Origin of the sequence: Rhizobium sp. TRM96647, from assembly GCF_025780115.1 — a bacterium.
Taxonomy (GTDB): Bacteria; Pseudomonadota; Alphaproteobacteria; order Rhizobiales; family Rhizobiaceae; genus Mycoplana.
Window position 1 is genome coordinate 358410 of record NZ_JAOXHF010000002.1, and the last position, 23668, is coordinate 382077.

General features: G+C 66.3%; 22 protein-coding genes. 11 read left to right on the forward strand and 11 right to left on the reverse strand.

Features of this window, described 5'->3' with window-relative positions:
- Nucleotides 1-60: 60 nt before the first annotated feature.
- Nucleotides 61-1248 (forward strand): winged helix-turn-helix domain-containing protein, encoded by a 1188-nt coding sequence (locus OCK02_RS04635; RefSeq protein WP_263811795.1) that lies wholly within the window; start codon nt 61-63, stop codon nt 1246-1248.
- 27 nt (nt 1249-1275) lie between these two features.
- Here the strand turns inward: OCK02_RS04635 and OCK02_RS04640 are convergent, their stop codons facing one another.
- The 4 genes from OCK02_RS04640 to OCK02_RS04655 all read right to left on the reverse strand — a co-directional run bounded on the left by OCK02_RS04640 (nt 1276) and on the right by OCK02_RS04655 (nt 7530).
- Nucleotides 1276-2397, reverse strand: a complete 1122-nt coding sequence (locus OCK02_RS04640) for a hypothetical protein (protein ID WP_263811796.1) — start codon at nt 2395-2397, stop codon at nt 1276-1278.
- Between the two features lie 36 nt (nt 2398-2433).
- Complete coding sequence (ribB, locus tag OCK02_RS04645) at nt 2434-3534, reverse strand: 3,4-dihydroxy-2-butanone-4-phosphate synthase (protein ID WP_230802938.1); 1101 nt, start codon at nt 3532-3534, stop codon at nt 2434-2436.
- 26 nt (nt 3535-3560) lie between these two features.
- Nucleotides 3561-4658 carry a chorismate synthase gene (gene aroC, locus OCK02_RS04650; RefSeq protein ID WP_263811797.1) on the reverse strand — a complete coding sequence of 366 codons (1098 nt, stop codon included), beginning with the start codon at nt 4656-4658 and terminating at the stop codon, nt 3561-3563.
- Between the two features lie 145 nt (nt 4659-4803).
- A complete protein-coding gene (locus OCK02_RS04655) occupies nt 4804-7530 on the reverse strand; it encodes an EAL domain-containing protein (protein ID WP_263811798.1) in 2727 nt (908 codons plus the stop codon).
- 248 nt (nt 7531-7778) lie between these two features.
- Between OCK02_RS04655 and OCK02_RS04660 the strand changes: the two genes are divergently transcribed.
- Nucleotides 7779-8042 carry a DUF1344 domain-containing protein gene (locus OCK02_RS04660; protein WP_230802941.1) on the forward strand — a complete coding sequence of 88 codons (264 nt, stop codon included), beginning with the start codon at nt 7779-7781 and terminating at the stop codon, nt 8040-8042.
- Nucleotides 8043-8097: 55 nt separating this feature from the next.
- Here OCK02_RS04660 and OCK02_RS04665 read toward each other — a convergent pair whose 3' ends face one another.
- From OCK02_RS04665 to OCK02_RS04680, 4 genes are all read right to left on the reverse strand, one after another.
- Entirely contained in the window at nt 8098-8679 is a 582-nt protein-coding gene (locus OCK02_RS04665; RefSeq protein ID WP_230802942.1) for a histidine phosphatase family protein, read from the reverse strand.
- A 22-nt stretch (nt 8680-8701) separates the two neighbouring features.
- Nucleotides 8702-9520: an enoyl-ACP reductase FabI gene (gene fabI / locus OCK02_RS04670; RefSeq protein ID WP_263811799.1), complete on the reverse strand. Its 819-nt coding sequence runs from the start codon at nt 9518-9520 to the stop codon at nt 8702-8704.
- Nucleotides 9521-9641: 121 nt separating this feature from the next.
- On the reverse strand, nt 9642-10715 hold the full coding sequence (locus tag OCK02_RS04675) for a DnaJ C-terminal domain-containing protein (RefSeq protein WP_412178750.1): 1074 nt from the start codon (nt 10713-10715) through the stop codon (nt 9642-9644).
- A 206-nt stretch (nt 10716-10921) separates the two neighbouring features.
- Nucleotides 10922-11344, reverse strand: coding sequence for an RT0821/Lpp0805 family surface protein (locus OCK02_RS04680; protein ID WP_263811801.1), 423 nt, complete (start codon nt 11342-11344; stop codon nt 10922-10924).
- 77 nt (nt 11345-11421) lie between these two features.
- Here OCK02_RS04680 and pdxH point away from each other — a divergent pair, with 77 nt between their 5' ends.
- From pdxH to OCK02_RS04695, 3 genes are all read left to right on the forward strand, one after another.
- Nucleotides 11422-12045 carry a pyridoxamine 5'-phosphate oxidase gene (pdxH, locus tag OCK02_RS04685; protein WP_263811802.1) on the forward strand — a complete coding sequence of 208 codons (624 nt, stop codon included), beginning with the start codon at nt 11422-11424 and terminating at the stop codon, nt 12043-12045.
- Between the two features lie 297 nt (nt 12046-12342).
- The gene (locus tag OCK02_RS04690; RefSeq protein ID WP_230802947.1) at nt 12343-13584 is read left to right on the forward strand and encodes a DUF937 domain-containing protein; all 1242 of its coding nucleotides are present in this window, start codon (nt 12343-12345) and stop codon (nt 13582-13584) included.
- Between the two features lie 88 nt (nt 13585-13672).
- Entirely contained in the window at nt 13673-14170 is a 498-nt protein-coding gene (locus tag OCK02_RS04695; protein WP_230802948.1) for a hypothetical protein, read from the forward strand.
- A gap of 315 nt (nt 14171-14485) precedes the next feature.
- Here the strand turns inward: OCK02_RS04695 and OCK02_RS04700 are convergent, their stop codons facing one another.
- From OCK02_RS04700 to OCK02_RS04710, 3 genes are all read right to left on the reverse strand, one after another.
- Nucleotides 14486-15520, reverse strand: a complete 1035-nt coding sequence (locus tag OCK02_RS04700) for a polysaccharide deacetylase family protein (protein WP_263811803.1) — start codon at nt 15518-15520, stop codon at nt 14486-14488.
- Nucleotides 15521-15643: 123 nt separating this feature from the next.
- Nucleotides 15644-17059, reverse strand: coding sequence for a metalloprotease TldD (gene tldD, locus OCK02_RS04705; protein ID WP_263811804.1), 1416 nt, complete (start codon nt 17057-17059; stop codon nt 15644-15646).
- 314 nt (nt 17060-17373) lie between these two features.
- Nucleotides 17374-17907, reverse strand: coding sequence for an invasion associated locus B family protein (locus OCK02_RS04710; RefSeq protein ID WP_230802952.1), 534 nt, complete (start codon nt 17905-17907; stop codon nt 17374-17376).
- A gap of 383 nt (nt 17908-18290) precedes the next feature.
- Here OCK02_RS04710 and coxB point away from each other — a divergent pair, with 383 nt between their 5' ends.
- The 6 genes from coxB to OCK02_RS04740 all read left to right on the forward strand — a co-directional run bounded on the left by coxB (nt 18291) and on the right by OCK02_RS04740 (nt 23580).
- Nucleotides 18291-19175 (forward strand): cytochrome c oxidase subunit II, encoded by an 885-nt coding sequence (gene coxB, locus OCK02_RS04715; RefSeq protein WP_230802953.1) that lies wholly within the window; start codon nt 18291-18293, stop codon nt 19173-19175.
- A gap of 18 nt (nt 19176-19193) precedes the next feature.
- Nucleotides 19194-20858: a cytochrome c oxidase subunit I gene (ctaD, locus tag OCK02_RS04720; RefSeq protein WP_263811805.1), complete on the forward strand. Its 1665-nt coding sequence runs from the start codon at nt 19194-19196 to the stop codon at nt 20856-20858.
- 87 nt (nt 20859-20945) lie between these two features.
- Nucleotides 20946-21890 (forward strand): heme o synthase, encoded by a 945-nt coding sequence (locus tag OCK02_RS04725; protein ID WP_263811806.1) that lies wholly within the window; start codon nt 20946-20948, stop codon nt 21888-21890.
- Nucleotides 21890-22030 (forward strand): hypothetical protein, encoded by a 141-nt coding sequence (locus OCK02_RS04730; protein ID WP_230802956.1) that lies wholly within the window; start codon nt 21890-21892, stop codon nt 22028-22030. Before OCK02_RS04725 ends, OCK02_RS04730 begins: the two co-directional genes overlap by 1 nt.
- 3 nt (nt 22031-22033) lie before the next feature.
- A complete protein-coding gene (locus tag OCK02_RS04735; RefSeq protein ID WP_263811807.1) occupies nt 22034-22639 on the forward strand; it encodes a cytochrome c oxidase assembly protein in 606 nt (201 codons plus the stop codon).
- Between the two features lie 62 nt (nt 22640-22701).
- Nucleotides 22702-23580 carry a cytochrome c oxidase subunit 3 gene (locus OCK02_RS04740; protein WP_263812201.1) on the forward strand — a complete coding sequence of 293 codons (879 nt, stop codon included), beginning with the start codon at nt 22702-22704 and terminating at the stop codon, nt 23578-23580.
- Nucleotides 23581-23668 lie beyond the last annotated feature (88 nt).

Genomic DNA, 23668 nt, shown 5'->3' on the forward strand with positions numbered 1-23668 from the left:
CTTCGCCGGGCGAAGGAAACCGGGTTGGAAGGCGTGGGAAAATAAGCCTATCATGCGGGCATGACGATTCTGGTGAAGAACAGCGACGCGCGGCGGATCTTCCTGGCCAAGCAGGGGCTCTGTGCGGCGCCGGGCCGCATGCTGAGCAAGCCCGGGCTGCTGCAGCTCATCCACGACATCGGCTTCGTGCAGGTCGACAGCATCGCCACCGTCGAGCGCGCCCATCACCAGATCCTGTTTTCGCGCAACCAGACCTACCGGCGTGAACATCTCGCCGACCTGCTCGAGAAGGACGGCGAACTCTTCGAGAACTGGACGCACGACGCCTCGATCATCCCGAGCGCCTTCTATCCCTACTGGAAGCACAAGTTCCGCCGCGAGAACGACGCCATCCTGGAGCGCTGGCGCCGCTGGCAGGGGGAGGGGTTCGATTCCAGTTTCGAGGAGACCTATCGCCACATTGCCGAGCGCGGTGCGGTGCTCTCGCGCGAACTGAAGGCGGCCGAGCACGAATCCGGCGGCTGGTGGAACTGGCACCCGAGCAAGACCGCGCTGGAATATCTCTGGCGCACCGGCAGGGTGGCGATCGCAAGGCGGGAGAATTTCCAGAAGGTCTACGATCTCGCCGAGCGCGTGCTGCCGAAGCACCATCATGAGCATGAGGTGGATCACGAGGCGTTCGTCGACTGGGCCTGCCGCAGCGCGCTGACGCGGCTCGGCTTTGCCACCCATGGCGAGATCGCCGCCTTCTGGGACCTTGTCACGCCGGACGAGGCGAAGGACTGGGTCACAGCCCATGCCGACGAATTGCGGCCGATCCTGGTCGAGCCTGTCGACGGCGGCAAGCCGCGCCTGTCGCACGCCTTTGCCGATTTCGCCGGGCTGCTGGAGACCGCGCCGGAGCCGCCGGGCCGGCTGCGCGTGCTCTCCCCCTTCGATCCGCTGATCCGGGACCGCAACCGCACGGAACGGCTGTTCGGCTTCGTCTACCGCATCGAGGTCTTCGTCCCGGAGCCGAAGCGTCAATACGGCTACTACGTCTTCCCGCTCCTGGAAGGCGATCGCCTGATCGGCCGCGTCGACATGAAGGCGGATCGCAAGGCGGGTGAACTGACCGTCCGGAAACTCTGGCTGGAGCCCGGTGTCAGGGCCTCGGCAGGCCGGCTGGAGCGGCTGGAGGCGGAACTCGCGCGCCTCGCCCGTTTCACCGGGGTGGAAGGGGTGCGCTACCTAGACGGCTGGCGATAGATTCAACGCCGGCCCCGGGCCTCATCTTCAGAACCGCACCCGTTTGCGGATCTTGCGCCAGCGCACGAGCAGGCGCTTTCCCATATTGAGCGCGGCAAGCGGCGGATAGCTCTTCTTCGTCTTCTTCAACGCCGCCTGGAGGAGTTCCTGTACGTCCGGAATGGCGCGCAGCGCCTCGTCGTCATAATAGGTGAAGGTGGCCGTTCCCCTGCCGAACAGCGATTTGCCGGAGGGGCGCGGATGCATCCGCCCGCGCAGCACCGTCATCAGCCGCCGCTCGACCGTCCGGAAGCTGCGCGACTTGCGCGGCAGGGACAGCGTGCGCCGTGCCGGCGCCCCGGCTTTTGCCATGGTCTCGATGATCCGCGCCTTTTCCTCCGGCGTGAACAGGAAGCGCATGACCACGCCGATATGGACCGCCCTGCGGCTGTTCGCCTTTCCGGTGGGAAAGTTGCTCTCCTTGGCCAGGAGCCGGATGAACTCGGTCAGTTCGATCGGCAGCCGCTCGTTCGTCGAGGGTCGGGTCGGCTGCATGTCGTGGATATCGAGCGCCGTCTGCAGGAAGTAGGAATAGATGTCCAGCTTGTCCCGGCGGATCTCCTCGTAGAGCAGGACCTTGTAGTCCACGCCGGGCAGCGAGGCGACGGGGTGGATCTCCCTGAGCGGGTTCATGAAGGTCGCGCGCAGGGGGGAGCGCAGCGGCTTCTCCATCCATTTCGGCAGGCTTGGCGCCGAGCCCATGCTCGCCTTCTGCGCCCAGAACGAATAGATCGTGTCGAGCGGGTCGCGCAGCGTATAGACGACCGAGAGCCTGCGGCTGCCAATGATGTCGCCGATCGCCTGGAAGTGCTCCTTCTTCCACCGCCGGAACCCTTCGGAGGAGAGCAGGATGTCGAGCCCCTCGCGGTCCGCCCGCTGCAGCACCTTCATGAAGTCGGCATAGGCGGGGCCTTCCCGCTTCACGAACTGGGTCTCGTGGTCGGAGAGGTCGTGATGGGCGATGCCCACCCGCTCGCCGATCACCGGATAGAGCCAGCCGCGCTTCAGGAGCGCCTCGGCATTGTCGTGGAAGTTCGCCTGCATATAGGTGGTCGCGGTCTTGTGAGGACCGATGTGCATAACCAGACGAAGGGGGCGGTCGTGCTTCATGCAGACTCTGGAGCGATCGAGCGAGGGGGTATTCGGTCAGCAGATGTCCGTGGCGGCGATCCGGATGCCGAACCCTTCCAGCCCGACATAGTGACGCTCGCGCGACGCCATCAGCCGGATCGAGCCGATGCCGAGATCCTTCAGGATCTGCGCACCGAGGCCGATCTCCAGCCATTCGTGCTCGCGCGCCGCAGCCTCGCTATGCCCCTCGCGGTCGGCATGGCCCTTGCGGGCCGTCCGCGACACGCCGACGCCGACGGAGCCTTCGCGCAGATAGACGACCACGCCGCGGCCGTGCTCGGCGATCCGCTTCATGATGGCCTCGATGGCCCGGCCGGCACCGAAGACGTCCTCGCCGACATTCTCCAGATGCAGCCGCACCGGGATGTCGATCCCGTCGCGGATGTCGCCGAAGACGACGGCCATGTGCTGCATCGGGTCCCAGGGCAGCGAGTAGGTGGTGGCCTTGGCCTTGCCGAACGGGGTGTCGATCTCGAAGGTGGTGCCCTTCTCGATCAGCGTCTCCTTGCGCTGGCGGTAGGCGATCAGGTCGGCGACGGAGATCTGCTTCAGGCCGTGCGTGTCGGCGAACGCCTCGACCTGCGGCCCGCGCATCACGGTGCCGTCGTCGTTGATGAGTTCGCAGATCACGCCGATCGGCGGCAGGCTCGCGAGCTTGCACAGGTCGACGGCGGCCTCGGTATGCCCGGACCGCATCAGCACCCCGCCCTCGCGGGCGACCAGCGGGAAGATGTGGCCGGGGCGGACGAAGTCGGCCGCGCCGACGTTCGGGTTGGCGAGGTTGCGCACCGTCAGCGTCCGGTCGTCGGCGGAAATGCCGGTGGTCGTGCCGTGCTTGAAGTCGACCGAGACCGTGAACGCCGTCGTGTGTGCCGAATCGTTGTCGGCGACCATGGCCGCAAGGTTCAGCCGCTTGGCCTCCTCGCGCGGCATCGGCGTGCAGACGATGCCGGAGGTGTGCCGGACGATGAAGGCCATCTTCTCGGGCGTGCAGTGGACGGCGGCGACGATCAGGTCGCCCTCGTTCTCCCGGCCGCCATCATCGGTGACGACGACGATCTCGCCCGCCTCGAACGCCCGGATGGCATCGACTACGCGCTTCTGGTCAAAGGACATCCTGGTCTCTCCTGATCGTGTCGTGTCTATTTCAGCCGGCCGGTCTGGCCGCGGTCGCGCAGATAGTGGTCGGCGATCGCGCAGGCAACCATGGCCTCGCCGATCGGCACCGCGCGGATGCCGACGCAGGGGTCGTGCCGCCCCTTGGTGCGCACGTCGACCTCGTTGCCGTCACTGTCGATCGAGCGGCGCTCGGTCAGGATCGACGAGGTCGGCTTGATCGCGAACCGCGCCACCACCGGCTGGCCGGTGGCGATGCCGCCGAGGATGCCGCCGGCATGGTTGGACAGGAACACCGGCTTGCCGTCGGCGCCGATGCGCATCTCGTCGGCGTTTTCCTCGCCGGTGATTTCGGCAGCGCCGAAGCCGTTGCCGATCTCCACGCCCTTGACCGCGTTGATCGACATCAGGTTGGCGGCGATGTCCTGGTCGAGCTTGGCGTAGATCGGCGCGCCGATCCCGGCCGGAACGCCGTCCGCCACCACCTCGACGACGGCCCCGACCGAGGAGCCGGCCTTGCGGATGCCGTCGAGATATTCCTCCCAGACCGGGACGATCGCCGGGTCCGGCGCGAAGAACGGATTGGTGTCGACCACGCTCCAGTCCCAGTTGTCGCGGTTGATCCTGTGCTTGCCGATCTGCACCAGCGCGGCACGCACCGTCACGCCCGGCACGACCTTACGGGCGATGCCGCCGGCCGCCACCCGTGCCGCGGTCTCGCGCGCGGACGAGCGCCCGCCGCCGCGGTAGTCGCGGATGCCGTACTTCACGTCGTAGGTATAGTCGGCATGGCCGGGGCGATAGCGCTTGGCGATCTCCGAATAGTCCTTGGAGCGCTGGTCGGTGTTCTCGATCATCATCGAGATCGGCGTGCCCGTGGTGACGAGCGTCTCGCCGTCCTCGTCCGCCATCACGCCCGAGAGCACCCGCACCAGGTCGTCCTCGCGGCGCTGGGTGACGAAGCGCGACTGGCCGGGCTTGCGCTTGTCGAGCCAGGCCTGGATCTCCGCAAGCGTGAAGCGCAGGCCGGGCGGGCAGCCGTCGACGACGCAGCCGAGCGCCGGTCCGTGGCTTTCACCCCAGGTGGTGACGCGGAAAAATTGGCCGAAAGTATTGTGCGACATGAATTCCTGCCCGATGCAAGCGGTCTTGCGCGGCCGCCGCCGGCAGCCGACCTTCCGGCGGCACTCATAGTGCCGATTGCGGCAAAGTTGAAGCGTTTCTTGACGGCAAGGCGGCGATCCCCCGCAAAGACCCGGGCGGACCCGCTCAGGAGGCCGCTCTCCAGCGCTCCTCCAGCGCGTAGGACTGGAATTCCTCCCGCGACAGCGGGCTGGCGAAGGCGTAGCCCTGCAGGAGGTCGCAGCCGAGCGCGCTCAGCATTTCGGCATGCGCCATCGTCTCCACGCCCTCGGCGACGATCTCGATGCCGAGCGAGCGGCCGATCTCGATGATCGAGCGCACCAGCGCCTGCTCGTGGCGCGAGCTCAGGATCGGCGCGACCAGTTGCCGGTCGATCTTCAGCCGCTTCGGCCTCAGTTTCAGCAGGCTGACGATGGAGGTGTGCCCGGTGCCGAAGTCGTCGATCTCGATGTCGATGCCGAGTTCCTTGATGCGCTCGAGGTTCTTCAGCACGATGTCGTCGGTCTCGTCCAGGAAGATCGCCTCCACGAGTTCGAAGGAGATCTGGCCGGGAAGGATCGAGAGCCCCGAGAGGCTGTCGGCCAGCGTCTCGTCGCGGAGCCGGCGGGCGGAGACGTTGACGGAGATCTTCGGCAGCGGCACGCCTTTCGCCAGCCAGCGGCTGCGGTCGATCAGCGCCTTTTCCAGCATGATGCGGTCGAGCGTCGCCGTGACGTTCAGGTCCTCGGCGATCGCCAGGAACCGGGCCGGCGCCAGGATGCCGCTCTCGGGATGACGCCAGCGGATCAGCGCCTCGGCGCCGACGAGCTCGAGCGTGCGGGCGCAGATCTGCGGCTGGTAGTAGGGGATGAACTCGTTGTTCTCGATCCCGCTGAGGATGTCGTCGGCGGTGCGCTTGTTGCGCACGATCTCCGCCTCGATGACGGCATCGAAGAACTCGTGGCGGTTGCGTCCCTGGGCCTTGGCCCGGTAGAGGGCGATATCGGCGTTGACGAGCAGCTTGCGCGTGTCGATCCGTCTGCCGCTGCCGACCGCGATCCCGATGCTGACGCCGAAGCGGCACATGTGGCCGTTATATTCGACCGGCTGGCGCATCAGCTCGATCACGCGCATGGACAGGGTGGAGAGGTCGGTGCGGCTGTTGCGGTCGCCGACGACGACCACGAACTCGTCGCCGCCGATGCGGGCGACCAGGTCGCCCGGCGCCACCGCCTCGCTCAGGATCCTGGCGACATGCACCAGCAGCGCGTCGCCGGCGGCATGGCCGAGCGTGTCGTTGATCTGCTTGAACCGGTCCAGGTCGATGTGCAGGATTCCGATGCCGACGTCCCCGGCGACGCTGCGGATCGCGATCGCGCCGAGATGCTCGTCGAGCTTGCGGCGGTTGCCGAGGCCGGTGAGGGGATCGTGCAGGGCGTTGTGCTCGATGCGGTTCTTGGCCAGTTCCAGCTCGGTGTTCTTCGCATCGGCCAGCGCCTTGGCGCGCTCGGACTCTTCCTTCGCCGCCTTCAGCCGGTCGTTGAGAAGCACGTCCTCGGTCACGTCCCAGCTGATGCCGAGCAGCTTCGCCTGGCCGTCGATCGTCAGGAGCGAACCGACGTTGCGGATATGTCGGATACCGCCGTCCGGCAGCCACACCCGGTACTGCGAGAAGTATCCCGACTGGCCGTGAATGGCTGACACGGCCGCCGCATCCGCTGCCGCAAGGTCGTCGGGATGGACGACCGAGCGCCAGAGTTTGTCGCTCGGCGGCTCCCCTTCGGCAAGCCCGTGCAGACAGAACATCTGGCGGTCCCAGGTGCGGCGCTGTTCGTCCAGCGAGATTTCCCAGATGCCCGTCTTCGACGCCGCCAGCGCGAGGTCGAGCCGCTGCGACAGCGCGCGGATCTCCGTCTCGCGCGCCCTCATGCCGGCAAGGTGGCGCTGCCGCTCGCTGACGAGGCCGCCGGTGATGAAGATCGGCAGGATGATGACGAGGGCGGCGCCGGCGGTGAGCGTGCGCACGTAGCTGGTATTGCCCGGCGGCGTCTCCCAGCCCGCGGCCGGAACCGCGGCCAGTTCCCAGTTGCCGCCCGGAAAATCGACGGTGCGGCGCACCGATTCGCCGTTGAAGATCTCGGGATCGCCGAAGAACGGGTCCTGGACGTTGCCGGCGACGCTGACGTCGCGGATGGAAAGGCTGATGGCGGCGCCGCCCCGCCACTGCTCGCTCTTGCGCCCGTCCGAGGGCGTGACGAGGCCGGCGTCGGTATAGATCCGGCGCTCGTCGATGACGCCCTCGATATAGCCCCAGAAGTTGAAGGCGCCCCTGTCGGTGCCGAAGACGGGAATGAACAGGTTGAAGGCCCGGCTGCCGTCCGGCAATTGCACCGGGCCCAGCATCAGCGGCCGGCCGAAGGCGCGGTTGGTCTCGGCCGCCACGCGGAAGGAGCGGAACCGGTTGAGGTCCGTACCCCGGTAGCGCTCGTTGCCAGCCTCCGGGAAGGTCTGCGCGATCACGCCGTCCGGCGCCGCCGCAACCCGTCGGAGCTGCACGTTCTGCACCATCAGCTTGCGCGCCACCACGTCGAACTGCGACGCGGCCTGGTGCGGCGAGACGGCGAACATGTTGGCAAGCCCGCGAAGGGCCGACACGCTTTTGTCGATCTCGCCTTCGAGCCTTGCGCTGATCAGCGTCAGCTCGTTGGCGACGCGCGCGTGCAGTTCGTTGCGGTAGAGCCGTTCGTCCTGTTTCTCGTAGGCGTGGCCGGCAACGAAGATGACGGTCGCGGCGATCGCCGCCGGCAGCAGCGACGGTCTGGCCCAATCGGCGACGGTCTTCAGTCTGCGTCTTGTGGTTGTCGGCTGCGTCAAGCCCGGTTCCCCTTGCGTTGCAGCACAGTAGGCAAGCGTCGATTAAGATTGCATTGATGCACGACCCGGCTTCTGGCATCGCAAGCCATTGAAATTCGGACGTGGATCGTCGCCGCGAGGGGTTGTGGTCCGGCCCGTTTGCGGGCATCCATCAGGCATCGGGGGCCACGGGGGGCGAATTTCGCCATATTCGAGGGGCATCAAGCGTGCCTGACAGGAACAACGATTCCGGAAAGAGGAGTCACAAGATGCGTTATGTAGTGGCCGTGCTGCTCGCAGCGGCCGGCATCCTTGCGCCGCTGACGGCCGTGTATGCCGAAAGCGCAGACGTCGAGGCCGTCATCACCGGCGTCGATACCAACGGGCTCAGCCTGTCGCTCGACGACGGCAAGAAGTACCAGGCGCCGGAGGAGTTCAATTTCGAAGGTCTGCAGCCGGGCGTGAAGGTGCTGGTGTTCTACACCGAGGTCGAAGGCAAGCGCGTCATCGACGACCTGGAGATCATCCAGTAGCCGCCGAAGGCCGTTTCGCCGGAAGTATGGGTCTCGGTTCCGCTGATAGGCCCGTCTAGAGCCAGGCCGCGCCGCTGTCGTCGACCCTGAGGATGCGGTCCTGGTGGATCGCCGCATTGGCGGCATCGACGAGCGGCATGCCGGCGAACTTGAACAGGGCCCGGAACACGCCGCCGTGGCTGACGCAGACCGTCGGCCGTTCGATGTTGTTGAACCACGAACCCACCCGCCAGGACAGGATCTCGTAGCTCTCGGCGTTCTCGCCGGGCGGGATGAAGTCCCATTTCGAGCGCGCCCGCGCCTTGACCTTGTCGCGCACGGTCTGCTTGAGCTCGGAGATGGTGAAGCCTTCCCAGTCGCCGAAGCAGACCTCGACCAGCCGATCGTCGGTGCGGTAGGCGAGGGGGTCGAGGCCCATCGCCGCCCGGACCAGCTCCATCGTTTCGCGCGTGCGCCCGAGCGGGCTTGCGACATAATCGAAGCCGGAGGCCGCGTCGCCGAGGATTTCCTTCAGCGCAAGCCCGTTGCCGGACGCCTGGCGGCGCCCGGTATCGTTCAGCGGAATGTCCTTCTGACCCTGCAGACGGCCCTCTGCGTTCCAGTCAGTCTGGCCGTGGCGGATCATGTAGACAAGCACGATGGCGCTCCGAGGGTCTGCCTCAGTCCTTGATGACCGAGATGTCGGGCGCGTCGACCGCCTTCATGCCGACGACGTGGTAGCCGCTGTCGGCATGGTGCACTTCGCCGGTGACGGAGCGCGCGAGGTCCGACAGCATGTAGAGGCCGACGTCGCCCACTTCCTCGATGGTCACGGTCCGGCGCAGCGGCGCATTGTACTCGTTCCACTTCAGGATGTAGCGGAAGTCGCCGATGCCGGAGGCAGCCAGCGTCTTGATCGGGCCGGCCGAGATCGCGTTGACGCGAATGTTCTTCGGGCCGAGGTCGACGGCCAGATACTTCACGCTCGCCTCGAGGGCCGCCTTGGCGACGCCCATGACGTTGTAGTTCGGCATGACCTTCTCGGCGCCGTAATAGGTCAGCGTCAGCATCGAGCCACCGTCCGTCATCAGCTTCTCGGCGCGGCGCGCGACCGCGGTGAAGGAATAGACGGAGATCTGCATCGTCTTGGCGAAGTTCTCGGGCGTCGTGTCGACGTAGCGGCCGGTCAGTTCGTCCTTGTCGGAAAAGCCGATCGCGTGCACGAGGAAGTCGATCTTGCCCCACATCTTCTCAAGGTTGTCGAAGACCGCGTCGATCGATGCCTCGTCGCTGACGTCGCAGTGGCCGGCGAGCACGCCGCCCAGTTCCGCTGCGAGCGGTTCGACGCGCTTCTTCAGCGCGTCGCCCTGATAGGTGAGGGCAACGTCTGCACCCTGCGCGCGAACGGCCTTGGCGATACCCCACGCGATGGAGCGGTTATTTGCCACGCCCATGATGACGCCGCGCTTCCCGCTCATCAGACCGGATACCTGAACCATGGAATGTCCCTTGCTCATTTAATTCGATTTGAGCCTATGGCACACGCCGCATTGTGGTTCAAGCTGGCCCGGTTCAGGAACTGTTAGCGCCCGTAACAATGGGTGCGATTTCATCGAAACGTCACAGATAGAGGCCTTCGCGCAGGCTGCGCATCAGGTCGATCATCTTAGCGTCCGGCTTGTCCCAGAGCTGGAGCCGCGTTTCGACCAGGATATGGCCGCGCCCCCCCTCCGCGTCGAACAGGCCGAGGCCCTCCAGGCGGATCACCTGGTCGGAACTGGTCCAGGCGGGAACGGTGACCGCGAGCGTCTCCCCGTCCGGCCCCTCGATACTGGTCTCGCAGCCGAGCACGGCGTCCTCGATCGTCACCGGCAGTGCCGTGCGAAGGTCGAAACCGTCGACCCGGAACGGGCCGGGGGCGAGGCGCACGGTGACGACGGCGTCGCCGCGCTTGAGGTCGTTGATGCGGTGGCCCTGCTCGCGCAGGCGGACGGCGGTACCCTCGGTGGTGCCCGGGGCGAGATGGACCCGCAGCGTCTCGCCGTTGACCTCCAGCGGCATGCGCGCCTGCTTCAGGAGGTCGGAAACCGTGACGGTGATGTCGCAGGCGAGGTCCGGCGCCTTCTCGACCGCTGCCCGCGAACCGCGGATGCGGCGGATGATGCCGGTGAAGATGTCGGCGGCGGCGACGGTGCGCCGCGGGGCGACCGGCTTTGCCTCGGGCTCGTCGGCCGCAGGTTCCGGCTGTGCCTTGGCGGCGGCTTGCCGCGGGGCGGGGGCTGCGGCTGCGGGCTGCGCGGAAGGGGAGGGATTGGCCGCCTTGCCGGATGGCTGCTGCCGTGCGTCGACGCCGAAGATGCGCGAGACCATGTCCTCCGCGCTCTCGGTGGCCGCTGCCGCCGGCTCCGGCTGCGCCTTGCGGGCGGTCTGCTGGCGGCGCATCTGCTCCATCCGGCGCAGTTCCATCTCGCGGCGGACTTCCGCGTCGCGATGGGCGCGGTCGTAGCGGCTGCGCCTTTCCGGGTCGCGCAACAGGTCGTAGGCCCTGCCGGCTTCGGTGAAGCGGACGGTGGCGAAGGGGTCGTCCTGGTTCTGGTCGGGATGGACGGACTTGGCGAGGACCCGCCAGGCGGCCCTGATCTCCTCCTGCCCCGCGTCGCGCTTGACGCCCAGCACCGCATACGGATCACGCATCAACATATACCCGTCCCTGCCTCAATCCTTCGGAGCCTTCCAGCCCGTTGTCCGGGCTCCCGTTCCACCCGCGGGGATCGATGATGCGGGCAACGCCCTAACCGTTGGTTACGGGACAGGGGCGCATATCGCATATGGTGTACAAGTCGTTAGCGCGCCAGGGGCGGCCTATGCATGCCGGCGTCAGGGGCATGGGCAGGGCGGCGCTATCCCTGCCGGTCGAAGCGCGTCAGCGTCCAGATGCCGTCGCCGCCGACGCAGGCGCGGCCGTCGTAGTTGGCGATCCCGGCATAGGAATGAAGCGTCGTCGTGAAGTCCCGGCAGGTCCGGCCGGCATCGTCGTTGAGTTCGGCGAGCCCGGTCACCACGCCGGCGCTGCCGGAAACCGTGTTCGCCCAGGGGATCGGGCCGCCGTCATTGCGGGCGAGATCCGCAGAGGAGACGGCGTTGCGCACCGTCGCGGCATCGGAGGTGTTGTCGCTCTTCTGCCCCGGAACGGCGCTGGTCTTGACGGCCTTGTCCACTTTCATGTCGGAAGCGAGGTCTAGTCCCCCCGCCATGCAGCCCGCAAGCGGCAGGGCACAGAGTGCCAGTATCGGCAGCCGTGACCGCATCGTCCACAATGTCATTGTCTCCCGTCGCGACTTTGCTATGACTTCAACTCCCGCAAGCCCAACGGACCGGAAAGTCGGCATTGGATTCAAATATGAGCGATATTGAGTTAACAACCGGTGACTTCACCGAGGAAAGCGAGCCCTTTTCCCTGTTTGCGAAGTGGCTTGCCGATGCCGGAAAAAGCGAGCCGAACGATCCGAACGCCGTGGCGCTTGCGACCGTGGACGCCTCAGGCTTGCCGAATGTCCGCATGGTTCTCCTGAAGGGATTCGATGAACGCGGATTCGTTTTTTACACGAATTTCGAAAGCCAGAAAGGCCAGGAAATCGTGGGTGCAGGCAAGGCGGCCATGTGTTTCCACTGGAAGTCGCTGCGCCGGCAGGTGCGCCTGCGCGGCCCCGTCGAGGTCGTCTCCGACGCCGAGGCCGACGAATACTACGCCTCCCGCCCGCGCGGCAGCCGCATCGGCGCCTGGGCGTCGAAGCAGTCGCGGCCGCTGGAGGGCCGTTTCGCGCTGGAAAAGGCGGTGGCGGAATATACCGCCCGCTATGCCATCGGCGACATTCCCCGCCCGGCCTACTGGTCCGGTTTCCGCATAAGGCCGGTGTCGATCGAGTTCTGGCACGACCGCCCCTTCCGCCTGCACGACCGGGTGGAATTCCGCCGCACCGCGGCCGAGGGCGAGGGCTGGGAAAAGGTGCGGATGTACCCGTGACGGCGGCGAAAGCCTCCCCGCTCGCCTGACGATCGGGGGGCGGCCGTCGACCGGTGGCGTCCTTCTCCCGTGACGCCCGTGCCTCGAGCCGGCCGCGCCGCGCCTGCGGGCGGCAGGTATACAACTCCCATTGGTGTGCTATATTTTCGTGCAGCAGCAAGGCGATACAGGCCCGCGGTCGGGAGGACCGTGCGCGCGTTTCCCGTCGTGAAGCGGGCGCACGCATCGAAGGGCGAGACTCAATCCAAGACATGGACCCAAGGCATGGGCCCAAGACGTGGCGCGGAGGAGAGTTCAATGGCCAGCAATCTCGTTTCCTATCTCATGCAGTTTCTGACCCCCGACACGATCGCCCGGATTGCGGCCGCGCTGGGCCTCGATACGGACAAGGTGCAGCGGGGCGTGGCGGCCGCCGTGCCGGCGGTGCTGGCGGGGCTCGCGGGTGTCGCGGCACAGCCGGGCGGAGCGCAGAAGCTCGCCGATGCGGCCAGGCAGCAGAGCGGTGTGCTCGACAATCTCGGCGGCCTCCTTTCGGGCGGCGGCAGCCCCGGTTCGCTCACGCAGAGCGGCGTACAGCTGCTTTCGTCGCTGTTCGGCGGAAGCACCAGCGGCACGCTGGCAAACGCGGTCGGCAACTATTCCGGCCTCGGGCCGAACGCCGGCGGTTCGCTGCTCGGCATGGTCGCCCCCCTCGTCATGAGCGGCATCGCCAAGAAGGTCGGCGGCGATCTCAGCGCCAACGGGATTGCCGGCCTGCTTGCCGGCGAGAAGGACAATATCGCCGCCGCGATGCCCTCCGGCCTGAAGGACCTGCTGGGCGGCACCGGCCTGCTCGATTCGCTCGGCGGATCGGCGCGCACGGCAGCGGCTGCGACAGGCGATGCCGCCGCCCGTTCGGCGGCAGCCGCGTCCGCGGCCGCCCGGCAGACCTCGACGGCGGCGGCCACGGCCACCCGCAGCGGCAGCAACTGGCTCTACTGGCTCATCGCGGCCCTCGCGCTGCTGGCGATCCTCTACTATCTGTTCGGCCGTCCGGCGGAACGGGTGGCGGAGACCGCGCCGGAACCCACCCCACCGGCCCAGACCGAGACCCAGCCGGCGCCCGAACCCGCGCCCGCGCCGGAGCCTGCGGCTGAGCCTGCGCCGGCCGAACCCGCCCCGACTGCTCCGACCCAGACCGAAGCCCCGGCCATGCCGGCGCCGGCCGGCGGCCTCATGATCGGCGGGGTCGATGTCGGCAAGGAGGTCACCGATACGCTGTCGGGCCTGCAGACGACCCTGAACGGCGTGACCGACGCGACGACTGCGCAGGCCGCGGCGACGCAGATCCAGACCGCGTCCTCGACCTTCGACAGGATCAACGGCATGCTGGGCCAGATGACGGCCGAGCAGAAGACGGCCCTCTCCGGCATCGTCAAGCCGGCGATGACGCAACTCGACGCGCTGTTCGAGAAGGTGCTGGCGATCCCCGGCGTCTCGGACATCCTCAAGCCCGCGATCGATGCGCTGAAGCCGAAGCTCGCAGCTTTGGCGCCCTGAGGCGATGACGGATGACCGCCGGCCCCCGGCCGGCGGTCCTTCCCTGCGCCGTTCCCGAGACCAGGACACCACAGAAGGAGGCTCAGCCATGGCTGACAAGTCGACGTTCAGTGCCGAGGAATGGAACCAGCTGATGCAGGGCGTGATGGCGGCCGGGATCGCGGTGACCGCAGCCGATCCGAGCGGGCTCTGGGGCATGCTGAAGGAGGGAATGGCCAGCAGCCGCGCCCTGCTCGGCGCCAAGGAAGGGACGGGCGCGACGCCGCTTTCGACGGCGATCGTGGAAGCCTTCGAGCGCTCGGAGGACCGCAATGCCGCCCGCGACGGGCTTTCGGCGACCTTGAAGGGCGCCAAGCCCGACGAGATCAAGACGCGCTGCATCGAGGCGGTGCGGCAGGCGGCCGCGATCGTCGACGCCAAGGCGCCGGCCGATGCGGCAGGCTTCAAGAGTTGGCTGCTGCAGATCAGCCAGAGCGTGGCGGAAGCCGCCAAGGAAGGCGGGTTCATGGGCTTCGGCGGCACGCCGGTGAGCGATGCCGAAAAGGCGACCGTGGCCGAGATATCCGGTGCCCTCAAGGTCGCCTGACGACGACCGGGCGGATGCAGGCGCGCGGGCCGGCGCCCGCCCGCCTCATACCAACCTGCACTGATATTGACCGATTGCGTGGGACCGCCTGCGGTCATCCGGCAAGGAGCATACCGCAGAGCGATGCCTTAGCATCGGTCGAGGATTGCGACGCCGCCGGTGGCCGACAGGCGGCCCACCCGGAGGGCCGGGCGCTTTTGGACTGCGGACGGCGTCGAAAATCTTCGCCGGACCGACAGGTCCGACTGCGGTTTTCTCCTGGCCGCAGACCAAAATCGCTCCGGCGCAATCGGTCAATATCAGTGCAGGTTGGTATTAGCGGCCCATCAGCCGGAAGGGGATGCCCGACGCCAGCGCTGCGACATACTTGCGCTTCTGGTAGAGCCCGTTCACCGAGATGCGCGGCAGCGCCGTCGGCGTGTCGAAGCTGCGATGCTCCAGCGTTCCGGGCATGGTGGTCACCGCCAGTTTGAAGCCCGCCTCGGCCGCCAGCTTGTATTCGCGCGGCGTCACCGTGCCGCCGAAGCCATAGGGGAAGGCGAAGGTGAGGGGACGCACGCCGGTGATGCACTCGATACGCTCGGCCGAGGCCTGCATCTCCTCCAGCGCCTCGTGCTCCTCCAGCCTTGCAAGCGCCCGGTGACTGATCGTGTGCGCGCCGAGCGTGGCGAGCGGGTTCAGCACCAGGCTCTTCAGTTCCGGTTCGCGCATGATCAGCCGTTCGGTAATCAGCAGCGGATCGATCCCGTGCGCCCTGGCCGCCCTGTCGAGGCTCGCCACGCGGCTCGTCTCGTCGCCGGACTGGATGAAGGCGGCAAAGCGGTTGAAGGCCGCGTCCTTCTGCCAGGTCGTCGCCAGCGGCAGCGTCACCGGCCCGGAGCCGAAGTCGAATTCGATATGCGGCAGCGCCCGTAGCAGATCGGTCAGCGTCTCCCACCAGATGCTGTGCGTGCGGCAGCAGAAGCCGCCGGTGACGAAGACGGTGAAGGGAACGCGGTGCTCGGTGAAGACCGGCTGGGCATGGACGGCGTTGTTGCGGTAGCCGTCGTCGAGCGTGAAGGCGGCGAAGCGCTCCTCCGGCCGGGCGATCGCCATCCGCGCTTCCATGTGGTGCAGCGGCACGAACTGGTAGCCTTCGGCGGCCAGCAGCGTCAGCGTCTCGTCGAGGAATTCGGGGGTGATTTCGAGGTGGGCGTTCGGATCGAAGGCGTGCGCGGTCTTCGGGCGGACGTGGTGCAACGTGAAGATCGCGCCGCGCCCGCGCGCCGACGACATCAGCCCGGCCCGGCCCGCCAGGCTCGACAGTTCCAGTCCACCGGCTATGGCCGCATGCTTGAGGCTGCGGCGCATAACATTTTTCAATGTCGGCATCGGCGCTCCCGTAGGCAGATCTCCCAGCCGCCTTTATGGAGCATCATGGTATCCGGACCGTTAACGCTTCGTTGCGGCCTCCGGCGCCTCATGCGGCCCCGCTCACGCCTTGGTGCCGCCCACCGTGATCTGGTCCATGCGCAGGTGCGGTTGGCCGACGCCGACGGGGACGCTCTGGCCGGCCTTGCCGCACATGCCGATGCCGGTGTCGAGCTTCGTGTCGTTGCCGACCATGGTCACCCGGCGCATCGCGTCGGGCCCGTTGCCGATGATCATCGCGCCCTTCACCGGCGCGCCGACCTTGCCGTTCTCGATCAGGTAGGCCTCGGTGCAGCCGAACACGAACTTGCCGGAGGTGATGTCCACCTGGCCGCCGCCGAAGGACACGGCGTAGATGCCGTTCTTCACCGAGGCGATGATCTCGTCCGGCGTCTTGTCGCCGGAGAGCATGTAGGTGTTGGTCATGCGCGGCATCGGCGTGTGGGCATAGGACTGGCGGCGGCCGTTGCCGGTCGCTTCCATGCCCATCAGCCGGGCGTTCTGCCGGTCCTGCATGTAGCCGACCAGCTTGCCGTCCTCGATCAGCACGTTGTAGCCGGACGGCGTGCCCTCGTCGTCGACGGTCAGCGAGCCGCGCCGGCTCTCGATCGTGCCGTCGTCGACCACGGTGACGCCCCTGGCCGCCACCTGCTCGCCGAGAAGGCCCGAAAAGGCCGAGGTCTTCTTCCGGTTGAAGTCGCCCTCCAGCCCGTGCCCGACCGCCTCGTGCAGCATCACGCCCGGCCAGCCGGAGGACAGCACCACGTCCATGGTGCCTGCCGGCGCCTCGATCGCCTCGAGGTTGACGAGCGCCTGGCGCAGCGCCTCGTCGGCGCCCTGCTGCCAGCTCTCGGTCGTCAGGAACTCGCCGAAGCCGCGCCGCCCGCCCATGCCGAAGGAACCGCTTTCCTGCCGGTCGCCTTCGCCGACCACGACGGAGATGCTGACGCGCGTCATTGGCCGGACGTCGGTAACCCGGTGACCGTCGGCGCGCAGGATGTTGACCACCTGCCAGCTGGCGGAGATTGATGCCGTCACCTGCCGGACCTTGGCGTCCTTGCCGCGCAGATAGGCGTCGATGTCCTGCAGCAGCGCGACCTTTTCCTCGAAGCCGGGGCTGCCGATCGGGTTCTCCGGGCCGTAGAGCCTGCGGTTCGTGCCCTGCGGCGCGGCCGCATAGCTGCCGGCATAGCCGCGGGTGACCGCGCCCGCAGCGTCCGAGGCGCGCTTCAGCGCCGCAAGCGACATCTCGCCGGAATGGGCGTATCCGACCGCCTCGCCGGCGACGGCGCGCAGGCCGAAACCCTGGTCGGTGTTGAAGCTGCCGCCCTTCAGGCGCCCGTTGTCGAAAGTCAGCGATTCCGCCTGCGCATGCTCCAGATAGAGTTCGCCGTCGTCCGCATTCTTCACCGTTTGCGCGAGCACCGCCCGCACTGCCGCCTCGTCGGCATCGAACAGGGAGGTCAGGTCGGTGTTCATGGGCTGCTCCTGGATTGGCAATTGGCAGCTTATGTAGAGGCTCACCCCCGGCAGGGCAAGCAGAGGGAGGCGAGTGAGGTGGGGGAGAGGAAGCGAGGCAGGGCAGGGGCGAAACACGGATCGCGAGGACCTGCCCCCGATGAACGAGGCGCCGCCCCGATCTCCCTCTTCTCCCCTCGGGGAGAAGGTGGCCCGAAGGGCCGGATGAGGGGGCTCACCGTGCCAGGCTCGCGACACCGCCACCTGCCATCAGGCCGGCTCGGACACCGGCGTGACGGAGGCCGGCTACGGCCCTTGTCTAGGAAGCCATGATCCTACGGCAGCGCGTCGTAGCCTTCGCCGAAGCCCTTGAGGTCGACGGGGATGCCGATGCCTTCCTCCGGCGTCTGGAAGACGATGAAGGTGGCGGTGGCGCCGGAGCGGAAGGTCTTCAGGAGTTCGTCCTCGAGCACCACCTCGGCATAGCAGCCGTCGGAGAAGCAGCGCACAAAGTAGGCGCGGCCGATGTCCTTGCCGTCGACGTTCAGGCCGAGCCCGTTAGGCAAGAGCACGCCGAGCGGGGCCAGCACGCGCAGGATCTTCGCCTTGCGGTCGGCCGTCTTGAGGATGACGACGGAGAGCCCGACCTCGGGACGGTCCTCGGCGATGACGTTCTGCATCAGCGCGCACTGCTCGCCCGAAGCACCGGCCGGCTGGTCGCAGACGATCGACCACGCGCCATGGTTGGCCTTCACCGTGCCCGGCTGCTGGGGCGCCTGCGACAGGGCCGGCGTGCCGGTCGCCAGGATGGCGAGTGCGGCGATTGCGCGGACCGCCCGTGCCAGACGCGAAGGGGAGCGGGAACCCATGAATACCTCGAAATCTCGAATCACACGCGCCATTCTTGAATAGCGCCGGCGAAAATGAAAAGCCCTCCGCCGTCTTTTCCAGTCTATACGGCGGAAATTGGACGCCCGCATGCTTTCCGGCGCCTTTGCCATCGGTTCCGCCCGTCCGCACCGCGCGGTCGCCTGTGCAGGGGTGTTCCCGCATCGGTCGCGCGCGTTTTAAGAGACAATCCGGCAAAAATCTGGATGGCTGCGCCGCAGACTTGATTTTGCGCAAAAATGCCGCATGCACAAAGTCCTGTCGCTGTTGCGGCAAACCGGAAACTATGATTTTAAGCAGTCAGCATAGCGGGGATTCTGCGGCAATCGTTTGATCCCTATCAAACGCTTTGGGGAGATATGACGTGATAAACAAGGTTTTTGCAGCGCTGGCGGCTTTGAGCTGTCTGCTGTTTGGCTCGGGCGCCCTCGCCGACCAGCCGGTCGACTGGCAGAGGGGACTGCAGCCCGCAGCCACCTCCATCATGGAGGAAATTCGCTGGTTCGAGCAGTATACCCTGTGGTTCATCGTTCCGATCACGCTCTTCGTCCTGGTTCTCCTTATCATTATCGTGGTCAAGTTCCGCGAGCGCGCCAATCCGGTTCCCTCGCGCACCAGCCATAACACAACAATCGAGGTGATCTGGACCATCGGCCCGGTCATCATCCTGCTGCTTCTGGCCGTTCCCTCGTTCCAGCTCCTGACCCGGCAGCTCGCCCCGACCGGTGAACCGGAGCTGACCGTCAAGGCCACCGGCTACCAGTGGTACTGGGGTTACGAGTACCAGGTCGGCGAAGCTCCGGTCTCGTTCGACAGCCTGCTGCTGCAGGACGGCGACCGCGCCGCGCTCGGCAAGGAAGACCGCGCCACCTATCCGCGGCTGCTCGCCGTCGACAACGAAGTCGTCGTTCCCGTTGGCAAGCACGTTCGTCTTCTCGTCACCGGCGCCGACGTGATCCACGCCTTCGCCATGCCGTCCTTCGGCGTCAAGATCGACGCCATCCCGGGCCGCATGAACGAGACCTGGTTCAAGGCCGACCGCGAAGGCCTGTTCTACGGCCAGTGTTCCGAGCTGTGCGGCAAGGACCATGCCTACATGCCGATCGCGATCCGCGTCGTCTCGCAGGAGAAGTTCGACACCTGGCTCGCTGCGGCGGCCACCAATGTCGGCGAGGCCAACAAGGCTCTGATGGCGTCCATCGACGGAGAAAAGAAGTCCGTCGACGTCGCCCAGAACGCCGCGCAGTAATTCAAGGGAGAGCCTTCCATGGCCGGAACAACCGCTGCCCACGATGACCACCACGGTCATCACGACCACAAGCCCTCGTTCTTCGTCCGCTGGTTCCTCTCCACGAACCACAAGGACATCGGGACGCTCTATCTGATCTTCGCGATCATCGCCGGCATCATCGGCGGCGCGCTCTCGATCGCCATGCGCGCCGAGCTGCAGGAGCCGGGAATCCAGATCTTCCACGGTCTGGCCCAGATGGTCTACGGCTTCGAAGGCGATGCCGCCATCGACGGCGGCAAGCACATGTTCAACGTGTTCACCACCGCGCACGCCCTCATCATGATCTTCTTCATGGTCATGCCGGCGCTGATCGGCGGCTTTGCCAACTGGATGGTGCCGATCATGATCGGCGCGCCGGACATGGCCTTCCCGCGCATGAACAACATCTCCTTCTGGCTGCTGCCGCCGGCCTTCCTGCTGGTGTTCCTGTCGATGTTCGTCGAAGGCCCCGCGGGCGCCTACGGTGCGGGTGGCGGCTGGACGATCTATCCGCCGTTCTCGACATCAGGCATGCCCGGTCCCGCGATGGACTTCGTCATCCTCGGCCTGCACATCGCCGGCGCCTCGTCGATCCTCGGCGCGATCAACTTCATCACCACGATCCTGAACATGCGCGCTCCCGGCATGACGCTGCACAAGATGCCGCTGTTTGCCTGGTCGGTTCTGATCACCGCCTTCCTGCTTCTGCTCTCGCTGCCGGTCCTGGCAGGCGGCATCACCATGCTGCTCACCGACCGCAACTTCGGCACGGCATTCTTCGCGCCTGAAGGCGGCGGCGACCCGATCCTGTTCCAGCACCTGTTCTGGTTCTTCGGCCACCCGGAAGTCTACATCCTGATCCTGCCGGGCTTCGGCATCGTCAGCCACATCGTCTCGACCTTCTCGCGCAAGCCGATCTTCGGCTATCTCGGCATGGCCTACGCCATGGTGGCGATCGGCGCCGTCGGCTTCATCGTGTGGGCGCACCACATGTACACGGTCGGCCTGTCGCTCGACACGCAGCGCTACTTCGTCTTCGCCACGATGGTCATCGCCATTCCGACCGGCATCAAGATCTTCTCGTGGATTGCGACGATGTGGGGCGGCTCGATCCGCTTCACCACGCCGATGGTCTGGGCGATTGGCTTCATCTTCCTGTTCACCGTCGGCGGCGTCACCGGCGTCCAGCTCGCCAATGCCGGCCTCGACCGTTCGCTGCACGACACCTACTACGTGGTCGCCCACTTCCACTACGTGCTGTCGCTCGGCGCCGTCTTCGCCATCTTCGCAGCCTGGTACTACTGGTTCCCGAAGATGACCGGCTACATGTATTCCGAGTTCCTCGGCAAGCTGCACTTCTGGGTCATGTTCATCGGCGTGAACCTGGTGTTCTTCCCGCAGCATTTCCTCGGCCTCGCCGGCATGCCGCGCCGCTACATCGACTATCCGGATGCCTTCGCCGGCTGGAACATGGTATCGTCCTACGGCTCCTACATCTCGGGCATCGGCGTCCTGATCTTCCTCTACGGCGTCTTCGACGCCTTCGCCAGGAAGCGTCTCGCCGGTGACAACCCCTGGGGCGAAGGTGCGAACACGCTGGAATGGCAGCTGTCCTCGCCGCCGCCGTTCCACCAGTGGGAACAGCTTCCGAAGATCAAGTAGGATCCGGATCGAACATGGAGGCCGCCGTCCCGCGGCGGCCTCGCACCTTGGGGGCCGGATGACCCGGCCAGGAAAAGCGACAGGCAAATGGCAATCATCGATCATCACGAAGCGGCTGTCGACGGCGGGGACCTTGTCCTCTCCGAGGCGACTGCGCGCGATTATTTCGAGCTTCTGAAGCCGCGCGTCATGTCGCTCGTCGTCTTCACCGCCCTTGCCGGCCTGGTGCTGGCGCCCGGCCACATCAACCCGGTCATCGGGGTGATTGCCCTGCTCTGCATCGCCGTCGGCGCCGGTGCTTCCGGTGCGCTGAACATGTGGTACGACGCCGACATCGACGCGGTCATGTCGCGCACCGCCAAGCGCCCCATTCCCTCCGGCCGGATCCGTCCGCGCGAGGCGCTCGCCTTCGGGCTGACGCTGTCGGCCTTCTCGGTCGCGATCCTCGGGCTTGCGGTGAACTGGCTGTCGGCCGGCCTTCTCGCCTTCACCATCTTCTTCTACGCCGTTATCTACACGATGTGGCTGAAGCGCTCGACGCCGCAGAACATCGTCATCGGCGGAGCCGCCGGCGCCTTCCCGCCGATGATCGGCTGGGCCTGCGTCACCGGCGGCGTCTCGGTCGAGAGCATCGTCCTCTTCCTGATCACCTTCCTCTGGACGCCGGCCCATTTCTGGGCGCTGGCGCTGTTCAAGATGAAGGACTATGCCGACGTCGGCGTGCCGATGCTGCCCAACGTCGCCGGCGAGAAGACGACGAAGCACCAGATCATGATCTATGCCGTGCTCACGGCGATCATCTCCGTCGTGCCGAGCTGTCTTGGCTTTGCCAGCCTCGGCTACGGGATCTTCGCCGCCGCCATGGGCGCCGTCTTCGTCTGGTACTCGGTCGGCGTGCTGCGCATGCCCGAGGGCGACCGCGCCATGGTCCCGGCGAAGAAGCTCTTCGCCTATTCGATCTTCTACCTCTTCGCCATCTTCGCCGGCCTGATGATCGATCGCGCCCTGATGGCCGCAGGATGGAGCCTCTGATGGAAATGGTCACCCTGAGCGACAAGCAGAAGAAGTCGCGACGCGGCCGCAACATCGCGCTTGCCGTCGTGCTCGCGGCCCTGGTTGCGCTCTTCTACGTCATCACGCTGGTCAAGATCGCCGGCGGAATGGTGGGCTGAGACATGGCAAGCAACGAGACGGGCGGGACGAAGAAGTCGGGCAACGGGACGGTCGTCGCGGTGTGCCTGACCTTCGTCGTCGGCATGCTCGGCATGGCTTATGCCGCCGTGCCGCTCTACGAGATGTTCTGCAAGGTGACGGGCTATGGCGGCACGACGCAGCGCGTCGAGCAGGCCTCCTCCGTCATCCTGAACAAGACGATCAAGGTCCGCTTCGACGCCAATACCGGCCCGGGCCTGCCTTGGGCCTTCGAGCCGGTGCAGCGCGAGATCGAGCTGAAGATCGGCGAGACGGTCATGGTGAACTACCGTGCCCGCAACAATTCGACGGTCGCGACGACCGGGCAGGCGACCTTCAACGTCACGCCCGAGGCGACCGGCGCCTATTTCAACAAGGTGCAGTGCTTCTGCTTCACCGAGACGACGCTGGAGCCCGGCGAGGAGATGGAAATGCCGGTCCTCTTCTTCGTCGATCCGGCGATCATCGAGCCGGTGGAGACGAAGAACGTCCACACGATAACGCTTTCCTATACCTTCTTCCCGCATGAGAGGACGAAGCCCGTGGCTTCGGTGACGGATGCGGGCGGCAAGGATACGGACAAGCTCTAGGAGACAAGCGTTTCCGACGGCAACGCCGGAAGCGACAATGGAGACATTCGGGGATGACTGACATGGCGGATGCGCATCAGAAGAATCACGACTACCACATCATAGATCCGAGCCCGTGGCCGCTCCTGTCGTCGATCGGCGCCTTCGTGCTTGCGCTCGGCGGCATCGTCTACATGCGCTATCACGCCGGCGGTTCGCTGAAGCTGTTCGGCATCGAGATGGCCAACCCCTGGATCATGATCATCGGGCTGGCGATCACGCTCTATGCCATGTTCGGCTGGTGGGCGGACACGATCAAGGAAGGCAACGAGGGTCACCACACCCGCGTCGTCTCCCTGCACCTGCGCTATGGCATGATCATGTTCATCGCCTCGGAGGTGATGTTCTTCGTGGCCTGGTTCTGGGCCTTCTTCGACGCCAGCCTGTTCCCCGGCGAAGCCATCCAGGCGACCCGCGTGGAGCACACCGGCGGCGTCTGGCCGCCGCAGGGCATCGAGGTCCTCGACCCCTGGCACCTGCCGCTCTACAACACCGTCATCCTGCTGCTCTCGGGCACCTGCGTGACCTGGGCGCACCACGCGATCCTGCACAACGACCGCAAGGGCCTGGTCAACGGCCTGACGCTGACCGTGCTGCTCGGCGTGCTCTTCTCCTTCGTGCAGATCTACGAATACATGCACGCGCCGTTCGCCTTCAAGGATTCGATCTACGGCGCGACGTTCTTCATGGCGACCGGCTTCCACGGCTTCCACGTCTTCGTCGGCACGGTCTTCCTGCTGGTCTGCCTGCTTCGCGCCATCAACGGTGCGTTTACGCCCAAGCAGCATTTTGGCCTCGAAGCCGCCGCCTGGTACTGGCATTTCGTCGACGTGGTCTGGCTCTTCCTCTTCTTCGCCATCTACATCTGGGGCGGATGGGGCGCACCGGTCGCCCATATGTGAGGGCGTGATGCGATCGAACGTGGCGGCCGCAGCAATGCGGCCGTTTTCGTATTCGCGGACCGTTGACAGACGACCGCAATGGAGCGTG

What these genes read in the sequence shown, in the direction of transcription:
- OCK02_RS04635 (WP_263811795.1), top strand. Translation starts at nt 61, where the DNA reads ATGACGATTCTGGTGAAGAACAGCGACGCGCGGCGGATCTTCCTGGCC.
- OCK02_RS04640 (WP_263811796.1), bottom strand. Translation starts at nt 2,397, where the DNA reads ATGAAGCACGACCGCCCCCTTCGTCTGGTTATGCACATCGGTCCTCAC.
- ribB (WP_230802938.1), bottom strand. Translation starts at nt 3,534, where the DNA reads ATGTCCTTTGACCAGAAGCGCGTAGTCGATGCCATCCGGGCGTTCGAG.
- aroC (WP_263811797.1), bottom strand. Translation starts at nt 4,658, where the DNA reads ATGTCGCACAATACTTTCGGCCAATTTTTCCGCGTCACCACCTGGGGT.
- OCK02_RS04660 (WP_230802941.1), top strand. Translation starts at nt 7,779, where the DNA reads ATGCGTTATGTAGTGGCCGTGCTGCTCGCAGCGGCCGGCATCCTTGCG.
- fabI (WP_263811799.1), bottom strand. Translation starts at nt 9,520, where the DNA reads ATGGTTCAGGTATCCGGTCTGATGAGCGGGAAGCGCGGCGTCATCATG.
- OCK02_RS04675 (WP_412178750.1), bottom strand. Translation starts at nt 10,715, where the DNA reads ATGCGTGATCCGTATGCGGTGCTGGGCGTCAAGCGCGACGCGGGGCAG.
- OCK02_RS04680 (WP_263811801.1), bottom strand. Translation starts at nt 11,344, where the DNA reads ATGACATTGTGGACGATGCGGTCACGGCTGCCGATACTGGCACTCTGT.
- pdxH (WP_263811802.1), top strand. Translation starts at nt 11,422, where the DNA reads ATGAGCGATATTGAGTTAACAACCGGTGACTTCACCGAGGAAAGCGAG.
- OCK02_RS04690 (WP_230802947.1), top strand. Translation starts at nt 12,343, where the DNA reads ATGGCCAGCAATCTCGTTTCCTATCTCATGCAGTTTCTGACCCCCGAC.
- OCK02_RS04695 (WP_230802948.1), top strand. Translation starts at nt 13,673, where the DNA reads ATGGCTGACAAGTCGACGTTCAGTGCCGAGGAATGGAACCAGCTGATG.
- OCK02_RS04700 (WP_263811803.1), bottom strand. Translation starts at nt 15,520, where the DNA reads ATGCGCCGCAGCCTCAAGCATGCGGCCATAGCCGGTGGACTGGAACTG.
- tldD (WP_263811804.1), bottom strand. Translation starts at nt 17,059, where the DNA reads ATGAACACCGACCTGACCTCCCTGTTCGATGCCGACGAGGCGGCAGTG.
- OCK02_RS04710 (WP_230802952.1), bottom strand. Translation starts at nt 17,907, where the DNA reads ATGGGTTCCCGCTCCCCTTCGCGTCTGGCACGGGCGGTCCGCGCAATC.
- ctaD (WP_263811805.1), top strand. Translation starts at nt 19,194, where the DNA reads ATGGCCGGAACAACCGCTGCCCACGATGACCACCACGGTCATCACGAC.
- OCK02_RS04725 (WP_263811806.1), top strand. Translation starts at nt 20,946, where the DNA reads ATGGCAATCATCGATCATCACGAAGCGGCTGTCGACGGCGGGGACCTT.
- OCK02_RS04730 (WP_230802956.1), top strand. Translation starts at nt 21,890, where the DNA reads ATGGAAATGGTCACCCTGAGCGACAAGCAGAAGAAGTCGCGACGCGGC.
- OCK02_RS04735 (WP_263811807.1), top strand. Translation starts at nt 22,034, where the DNA reads ATGGCAAGCAACGAGACGGGCGGGACGAAGAAGTCGGGCAACGGGACG.
- OCK02_RS04740 (WP_263812201.1), top strand. Translation starts at nt 22,702, where the DNA reads ATGGCGGATGCGCATCAGAAGAATCACGACTACCACATCATAGATCCG.